We start from the raw sequence: 2,116 nt of genomic DNA on the forward strand, positions 1-2,116 counted from the left end.
ATTTCTTATTAGGAAACGTTGTATCAATAATTCGAGTATATATCTCTTACTGGGAATTATCTATACTGCACTTATTGAAATTGCTCCATACCTCTTCAGGTAGCCATTAAAATAAGGATTATTAAGATGTCAGCCCTCAAATCATTCCAACCTGTTGTATTGTCTGTCTTGCGTATTGTTGCGGCGTATCTGTTTTTGCTGCATGGTACGGCCAAGTTTTTCAGTTTTCCGATGTCTATGGGCGGTGCGCCCGAAGGCTTGATGCTGGTGGCCGGTGTTTTGGAAATTGTCGGTGGTATCTTATTGATATTGGGCCTGTTTACGCGTCCGGCCGCGTTTGTTTTGTCCGGTCAGATGGCAGCCGCCTACTTTATGGCCCACGCGTCTTCTGGTAATGTTTTGTTCCCATTGGCCAACCATGGCGAATCTGCCGTTTTGTTCTGCTTCGTGTTCCTGTATCTGGCAGTAGTCGGTGGCGGAGCGTGGGCTTTGGATAACGCTTTTGGTAAAGATAAAGATTAATTTAAGGAAAAGATCATGACTTATTCTGTTTTGCAACAAGCTGCTGAAACCCGTCGTTCTATCTATGCATTGAGCAACACCCTGCCTCTGTCCAATGAGGAAGTAACCAAAATCATCGAACACGCCGTTTTGCATACGCCGTCTTCTTTCAATTCGCAATCTGCCCGAGTGGTCGTATTGTTTGGCGAAGAACATGCCAAAGTGTGGCATTTTGTTGAAGAAGCTTTGCGTGCAATTGTTCCTGCCGAGCAGTTTGAAGCCACTGCGCAAAAACTGAACTTGTTTAAAGCAGGCGCGGCGACAGTTTTGTTCTTTGAAGATCAAGATGTTGTCAAAGGCTTGCAAGAGCAGTTCCCATCTTATGCGGCCAACTTCCCGATCTGGGCGGATCAGGCAAATGCCATGGTTCAATATGCTGTGTGGACAACATTGGCGGCTGCCGGTATCGGCGCCAATCTACAACACTACAATCCACTGCCTGATGCGGCCATTGCCAAAGAATGGAACTTGCCGGAAAGCTGGTTGTTGCGTGCGCAAATGGTGATTGGCGGTATCGCGGCTTCAGCCGGTGAAAAAGCCTTCCAACCAATCGAAGGCCGTCTGAAAGTATTTGGCGCATAAGTGAAATGATGTGTTAAACAAAGGGCGCGATGTTTGCGCCCTTTTTGAAATAACAAAATTAAAAAGGCCGTCTGAAAACAGTTTCAGACGGCCTTTTATCTATGCCATAAAATCAACCGCGGCGCCAAGTCGTACCGCCGGCGTTGTCTTCCAGAATGATTTTGTGTTCGTTCAGAAGGTCGCGGATACGGTCGGATTCCGCCCAGTTTTTATCCGCACGTGCCTGTTTGCGGCGGGCGATCAAATCGTCGATTTCCTCGTTGGACAGGCCGTCTGAAACCGCGCCGCCTTGCAGAAACTCGGTCGGATCACGTTGCAGCAGGCCGATGATGCCACCCAAAGCTTTCAGGCAGCCGGCGAGGTGCGCATCATTGGTTTTGTTCACTTCGCCTGCCAGCTCAAACAACACGGCAACCGCTTCGACCGTACCGAAATCGTCGTTCATGGCGGCGTAGAAGCGGCGGGTGTAGTCATTGGCGTTTTCAGATAAATCAAACTCAGCCGCTGGTGTGTTTTTCAACGTGGTGTACAGACGGGTCAGCGCGCCTTTTGCGTCGTCTAAATGCGCGTCGGAGTAGTTCAACGGGCTGCGGTAGTGGGCGCGCAGGATGAAGAAACGCACGACTTCGGGATCGTATTGTTTCAACACTTCGCGGATGGTGAAGAAGTTGCCCAGCGATTTGGACATTTTTTCGCCGTCCACGCGGATAAAGCCGTTGTGCAGCCAGTATTTGACGTGGCTGGAGATGCTTCGACCGTGGTGGGTTTGCGCGTGGTCGTGGCCGCAGGTATGTCCTGTCGCGCCGACACTTTGGGCGATTTCGTTTTCGTGGTGCGGGAACTGCAAGTCCGCACCGCCGCCGTGGATATCGAAAGTATCGCCGAACAGGTTTTCACTCATGGCAGAGCATTCAATATGCCAACCCGGACGGCCGTTACCCCAAGGGCTTTCCCATGCAGGTTCGCCTGCTTT

Annotated in this window: 3 protein-coding genes; 2 read left to right on the forward strand and 1 reads right to left on the reverse strand. The window is 50.4% G+C overall.

The window, feature by feature from the left end; translation table 11 throughout:
* Window positions 1-126 precede the first annotated feature (126 nt).
* Both ACTHS3_RS03550 and ACTHS3_RS03555 read left to right on the forward strand, forming a co-directional pair.
* Window positions 127-522, forward strand: a complete 396-nt coding sequence (locus ACTHS3_RS03550; RefSeq protein WP_049335799.1) for a DoxX family protein — start codon at window positions 127-129, stop codon at window positions 520-522.
* A 15-nt stretch (window positions 523-537) separates the two neighbouring features.
* Window positions 538-1,143: a nitroreductase family protein gene (locus tag ACTHS3_RS03555; protein ID WP_049335801.1), complete on the forward strand. Its 606-nt coding sequence runs from the start codon at window positions 538-540 to the stop codon at window positions 1,141-1,143.
* A 112-nt stretch (window positions 1,144-1,255) separates the two neighbouring features.
* Here ACTHS3_RS03555 and ACTHS3_RS03560 read toward each other — a convergent pair.
* Window positions 1,256-2,116 (reverse strand): DALR domain-containing protein (locus tag ACTHS3_RS03560; protein WP_440367185.1); only part of this gene is annotated, 861 nt, incomplete at its 5' end.

It is taken from the genome of Neisseria sp. P0009.S007 (genome assembly GCF_051962515.1).

What these genes read in the sequence shown, in the direction of transcription:
- ACTHS3_RS03550 (WP_049335799.1), top strand. Translation starts at nt 127, where the DNA reads ATGTCAGCCCTCAAATCATTCCAACCTGTTGTATTGTCTGTCTTGCGT.
- ACTHS3_RS03555 (WP_049335801.1), top strand. Translation starts at nt 538, where the DNA reads ATGACTTATTCTGTTTTGCAACAAGCTGCTGAAACCCGTCGTTCTATC.